5 protein-coding genes are annotated in these 6,151 nt (G+C 39.7%); 2 read left to right on the forward strand and 3 right to left on the reverse strand.

Going from position 1 to position 6,151, the window contains the following annotated elements:
- Positions 1-22 precede the first annotated feature (22 nt).
- The 3 genes from ED652_RS23415 to ED652_RS23425 are packed head-to-tail and all read right to left on the reverse strand — an operon-like array spanning position 23 to position 2,934.
- Positions 23-400 carry a hypothetical protein gene (locus ED652_RS23415; protein ID WP_254051738.1) on the reverse strand — a complete coding sequence of 126 codons (378 nt, stop codon included), beginning with the start codon at positions 398-400 and terminating at the stop codon, positions 23-25.
- Complete coding sequence (locus tag ED652_RS23420) at positions 400-2,307, reverse strand: DDE-type integrase/transposase/recombinase (RefSeq protein WP_122056328.1); 1,908 nt, start codon at positions 2,305-2,307, stop codon at positions 400-402. Before ED652_RS23420 ends, ED652_RS23415 begins: the two co-directional genes overlap by 1 nt.
- Positions 2,308-2,934: a TnsA endonuclease N-terminal domain-containing protein gene (locus tag ED652_RS23425; protein ID WP_017031028.1), complete on the reverse strand. Its 627-nt coding sequence runs from the start codon at positions 2,932-2,934 to the stop codon at positions 2,308-2,310.
- 815 nt (positions 2,935-3,749) lie between these two features.
- Here ED652_RS23425 and ED652_RS23430 point away from each other — a divergent pair.
- Positions 3,750-5,639 carry a methyl-accepting chemotaxis protein gene (locus tag ED652_RS23430; protein ID WP_122056329.1) on the forward strand — a complete coding sequence of 630 codons (1,890 nt, stop codon included), beginning with the start codon at positions 3,750-3,752 and terminating at the stop codon, positions 5,637-5,639.
- Positions 5,640-5,817: 178 nt separating this feature from the next.
- A complete protein-coding gene (locus tag ED652_RS23435) occupies positions 5,818-6,150 on the forward strand; it encodes a DUF2913 family protein (RefSeq protein ID WP_122056330.1) in 333 nt (110 codons plus the stop codon).
- Position 6,151: the final 1 nt, after the last annotated feature.

Here is a 6,151-nt window from a genome sequence, read left to right on the forward strand (position 1 = left end):
CCTCATTAGTGATTGTACTCACTTAACTCAGTGTCCAAAACTGCTGGTGCGGATCATACGTCTCCAAACCAATATCCGACGCTTTAGCTTTACGGTTTTTATAAACACTGAGTTCTTTCGCTATCCAAAGCAAGGTCTCATGTAGAGTGGGTTTAACTCTAGTTATTAGCGCTTCCTTTGCTGAAAGATTGTTAGCAACATAATACTTAATCAGAGCCGATTTCCCTGCGCCTGTACCACCAGTTAATAACATAGAGGGTACGAACGTTCCAAACTTCCTGCGTTTAATTATCCAATCAAGACCTGCAAATACTTTCTCTACTTCGGGGGAGATAGTGAAGGAATCATGATAATCCGACAAAACTAAATCAATATGAGAGTTGGACATCGTTTGGGACATTAACTGCTCCTCTCTTTTTTGCGTCGATTCCATCTAGCACGAAAATCATCGATCGGCTCCACTTTGTTTGCGTTTGATTCCTCTTCGTGAGTAACTAAAGTAGGAATATTTGATTTATTACTAGAACTATCACTATTAACCCCAGTTAACTCCGCAGTTTTTTTAGTTCCACTCGCTTTTCGTGTTCTTTCAGGTAGGGACATATCTCTTAGGTTCGCTTGCTCACTTTTGATGCGAGCATGTAAAGCCATTCTCGCTTTAGCCAACGATAACGCGTTGATCTCTCCCTTAATATAATCTCGGTGTGTTTTCACTAACCTTTGATGCTCGCACAGACTCAGGTTATCTGTATACCCATCAGAATTTTTACTTGGTACTTCTATATAACCTGACAATTCTTCGAGATAAACATAGATAGTAGATAGATCATCGGGGTCAATTTTTATTTTCTTCCTCCGAGACTGTTTGGTCTGTGGGTATTGTTTTCTATATTGCTCTAGCGCTACAGAGTCATATTCTAAGTGTTTGTACTTAATGCCTTTGCTCGTTAGCGCTCCGATATGAAGAAGCCCCATAATGACACTAAAAGCTTTTTCTTTTTCCGCTAAAAGCTGCATTGGAGGCAGTACTTCAAAACTTTTCTGCCAATACAAGTTAGGTATACGAGTGTTTCTCGTATCTGGTTTAGCATTATGAACATCGACAATCCAGCGATGCAGCTCTTCAACAAATACACTAAAGCGCATAACTGCGTCTTTTTCTGGTTTATAGTCTTCTTTTTCAAGCACATTAGAAAATGTTTTACCCGGAACCCAACCGACCATACCTTGGATTATTTCACCAAACTTTCTCTCCACGAAAGGTTTTAACCATGGCTTTCTTACCTTGTTAAAGACAATATTTATACCTGATTCAGTACAAGCATCCTCCAAGCTTTTGGACCAAAACTCTGCACCATTATCTACAACCAGATTTTCTATCTTTCCACTGCATGGCCATTCATTTTGAAATTCTATAGGTAACGATGAAATGTAGTCTTTTTTCTTGATAGAGTGGAGAATAGCTTTTGAAGCAGAGACATAACTTGGAGCTTTGAAGCCTAAATGAAAACCAATGATACAACCACTAAAGACATCTACTAAGAGTGTTAGATAGGCTCTACCTAAGGGGATCAGTAACTCATCATGAAGTAATATTAAGTCTAAAGGGGTGTGATCAATCTCGACTCGCTCTAAGATTCGAGTAGGCATTTGTACTGATTGATAATAATGATAAAGCTTGTCGGCATAATACTTTCCATGTCGAGCTAGTGCTACGCTATATGGCTGTTCTTTCTTGATTCTGTTCTTAAATGATTCGTATGAGACCGTGGGTATTTTTCCAAAAATTATCGTTTCGTTCGCTATTATTATTTCGTCACAATAGACTTGATACGCTGCATTTATTGAAGGTCTAACAGCATCGAGAAACCGCTCTAAAGCTCTTTCGTAATATACTTCATCTCCCGTAACCCTCGGTTCCCGATTCCCCTTCAAATAATTCTTATCAACCAAACTTGTAAAGCTTCCATGGCTGCCACTGAATGCTTGATGCCACCTTATTAGCGTCTTATAACTTGGCTTAGGAAGTGAAGTTTTATCGATATGTTGGTCAATGAGCGGATTGAGGTTTTTTGGAGTCCACCCACCTTTGAGATCTTTATGAACCAAACAAAGCAATTTATACCGTTGTAGCGCTTTTTCTTTTTGTTCCGGAGGGAATGAAGCCAAATCTCGTTCATAAGTCTTTGTATTATCTAACGAGTCATACTGGAGTTGAGTGCGTTTCGTCTCAGGCAGTGACAAAAATTCCTGTTCTGCCTCTTCAGAGTGTATAGGGTCGAACTCATCCTTAAAATGCCGACTCATTTAGTTAACCGAAATAATGCTATTTTCATTTAGCATCTCTAAGTCAAAATCTGTTCTAGCTTTTCCAACAGAAATTAAGCGAAGAACTGAAGCAAAAACCTCTCCTATAGAAGAACTGATCCTTTGGGCCAGTTCATAAATTTTGATAGCTTTTGAAATCAGCAGCTCTTCTAGAACAGCGTCTGTTAGCGAGTCTCCTTCAATACACCCACTGTAACGATGCACCATTTCACTATTTTTTAAGAAATAACCCGTTCGAATCTGCTTGTCTGTAACCAATATCAAATCAAACCCAAGCTTTTTTGCGGCTTGCTTACGTGCTCGGAACTTAAGTTTAAATTCTTTACTTAATGTCTTTGAATAGGGTTTAGTTTCAACAAAGCTATAACAACCGTCTGTATAAATAACAAAAAAATCAGGGGTATAAGGTAGTTGCTTGCCATCAAAGTCATAGAGAAACCCTTTAGGTTGCGATTCAAAACTCACAACATCGGCATCATACTCGAAATGGTAGCAACAATCTTTTTCTAGGCTTCCCTCACACATAATCGTATCTTTGTTCTTTGCACTAGCAAACTTAAAGATATTTTTATTCGGTGATGGTTTACGAAGATTACGAATATACATACGCGTCCCTATTTTCGTTGTAAAAAAACAACTAAATAAAGCATAGGACACTTTATGACTTTTTAAAGGACAGGTTATGTTTTTTTTGGGACAGGATATGGTTGTAGCGACAGTAGTGTCGCTGAAACCATAAGGCGTCCAAGCAACCAATTAAATTTCAATAAGTTACATAGCAACCAAAACCATAACACGTCCAAATTTAAAACCATAAGATGTCTTTTCTATAAGTTTCAACGAAAACACTAAAGTTAAATGTAAGAAAGTTACACAACACTCGGAACAGCTACAATTTGCTATGAGTAGAACTTAATAATTAAGGTACGACAGAATCGCTCGGTGATCACAAGCATAGTGAGCATGTGTGAAACACACTTTTGGACAAAAACTGCTTAGGATAATAGCTCTATTTTGATGTTGAATAATTAGAAAAAGTATGGCGAAACCATATTATGGAGAGTATTTTCCTAGCTATAAAATAGTAAAAGTTTCTCATACCATTGTTGGCATAGCTAAGTTATTAGGCCAGCAGAGTTAACTCGATGCTAGTACCTTTTTCATTGCACCGTATGATCTCGAACTCACTGAGAATCAATCACATTTAATGATCACGGGTATATTGTCATTATAAGTTGAGGGAAGAGTGCAGTCTCAGACTCTCATTTTTCCCTCGCAAACGCTTTGGCAAGCGACTGTCACCCATTCGGCATTTTTATGATAAAAATAACTTATCGAATTCGAAAAAACTTTTGTTTACATTCTTCAGATAGGAGTCGATAAAGTAATGAATACTCTTTATTTCTGCAGGAAAGGAACCCATGTCCGCAAAAAACAAACTTATCGCATCCATCGTCTCTCTCATAATAACGATAATCGTCATTGCTTCTTTACTGAGTTACAATCAAATTAATACCTCGTCGATCACGTCTTATCAGCATCAACTGTCCAATAATACTCACCTAATCACGGCCGGTATTGAAGCCAAAATGGAGAGCTATTTTAACAGCCTTTCCGCAACAGGCTCATCATTGACTGTCGAAGGTGGTGTGGTTGAAATAGATTCATCGACCATAAACACGCTTATTACACAACAGCAACAACTTGGTGTCTCCAACTACTTTATTGGCCTGGCTGATGGTTCGCTGATTGACTCCGATAACAAAGGGCGTCATCCCACATTTAACGCAAAGAAACTCCAACGTGAATGGTATGTAAAAGGAATGACGGGTACTGGAAATGTGGTCACTACACCTTTCAAAGCATCCACCGGTGAAATGTCAATTTCTCTTGTTGTTCCAGTGAAAAATCAAGGCGAGGTCGTTGCGATTGTCGGTTTGAGCCTACTAATGCACGACTTAACGGAATACATTACCTATCTGGCCGAAGGGACGAACGTATTCGTCTCCAGAGAGGATGGTTTCTTAATGGCGGCTTTTGATAAAGATCTTGTCGGTGAGAACCTGTTTGAAATTAGACCTTCCTATAAGCAATATGCTCAAATGGATAAGAGCCAACACTCTTACTTCGTTCCTGAAAATGGCGACATTTTTGCTATTTCTGAAAAATCACAAACGTTAGATTGGACAGTGTGGTCATTCGAATACTGGGATAATATCAATGAAACCTCTGAACAAGCCGTATGGTCCAATGCCATTTCAGGATTAATCTTTATCATTATCGGAAGTGTTGCTGTCTCACTTCTGATTGAAAAACTCATGTATAAGCCTATCGGCGGGGAGCCCAAAGACATTGCGTTTCTTGTCAATAAAATCGCGAATGGGGATCTAACCGACATCCCTAAAGTTCAACCGAAGAATGTGGGGGTATATCGCGCCACATTGGAAATGGCTGACAAACTGAAAGTCATGATTTCTGACATCAATCATTCTTCACAAACACTTATTGAAACATCAGCTTATCTCGAGCAGTCGTCTCTCACTGTCGATGCGTCGACAAAATCTCAAATGCAGCAACTTGAGCTCGTCGCGACGGCAATGAATGAAATGGCAACGACGGTAAACCAAGTGGCACAAAATGCCAATGACGCCTCGACGTCTTCTACAGAGGCGAATTTAAGTTCTGAAAGTGGCCTAAACCTAGTTTCTAACATGAACCAAGAAATCAAAATGTTAGTCTCCAATATACAACAAGTGCAAGGCGCCATTCGTAGTGTGCATACGGAAACTGAAAATGTCGGTGGCATTTTAGATGTTATTCGCGGTATTGCCGACCAAACAAACTTATTAGCATTAAACGCAGCTATCGAGGCGGCGCGAGCGGGTGAGCACGGCAGAGGATTTGCGGTGGTTGCGGATGAAGTGAGAACGTTGGCGACCAAGACTCAGCAGAGTACAAACGAAATTCAATCTCTTATTGGTGATCTACAAGAGCAAGCCAATCAAACCGTTATTTTGATGACAGAAAATGCCGAAAGTGCACAGATGACTCTGCAAAAATCGGATGAAGCCACAGAAGCACTGGTTCAAATTAAAGATCAAATTTCTGTTATGCAAGATATGAATGATCAAATTGCAACGGCCGCTGAAGAGCAATCCCATGTAGCGAACGACATCAATGAAAATGTCATGAATGTGAATGAATTAGCTCAAGAAACGCTACAATCTGTACAGCAAAACGTCCACACTTCAGAATCCTTGAACAGTATGGCTGAACAATTAAAAGACAGCGTCAGTATGTTTAGACTTTAAGTAAGCCGGTTTTGACAGCTTCCATAACCGTTGGCCAGCGTCAAATTAAGCCCACAGGGCTGTTAGCGGTTGTCAGCCGTTAACAGCCAAAAGTAAACCGAGATGAATGCATCCTGATAGCGGTTTCTATCCCTTATTTCCCCATATGAACAGGGGAACCTTACAAAAACGTACTCTAATGCAGAACAATCACGATCCCGCTTACTACCGTAACATCAGCACCCTCACCACGAACACACTTCTGCATTTATTGTGCAAAGTGTCCATGTCGAATAGGTTTGTGCCTATCACTAAGCGCAATGAAATACTGATCAAGTACCTAAAGCCGAAACTGACCGACAAATCTTTCTCAAACATCAAAAATGAAATTAAGTTGATGATTAATTTAGCAAGGGCAAGCAATGGCAATCTCGAGTTTCGATTGTATGAGCTCAATGCGCAAACCAACCGCACTAACAGGGCGGGATCGCACTTTGTTAACAAATATGATCTAATATTGCCAAACCCATAAT

It is taken from the genome of Vibrio sp. Evd11, from assembly GCF_900382755.1.
Taxonomy (GTDB): Bacteria; Pseudomonadota; Gammaproteobacteria; order Enterobacterales; family Vibrionaceae; genus Vibrio; species Vibrio lentus.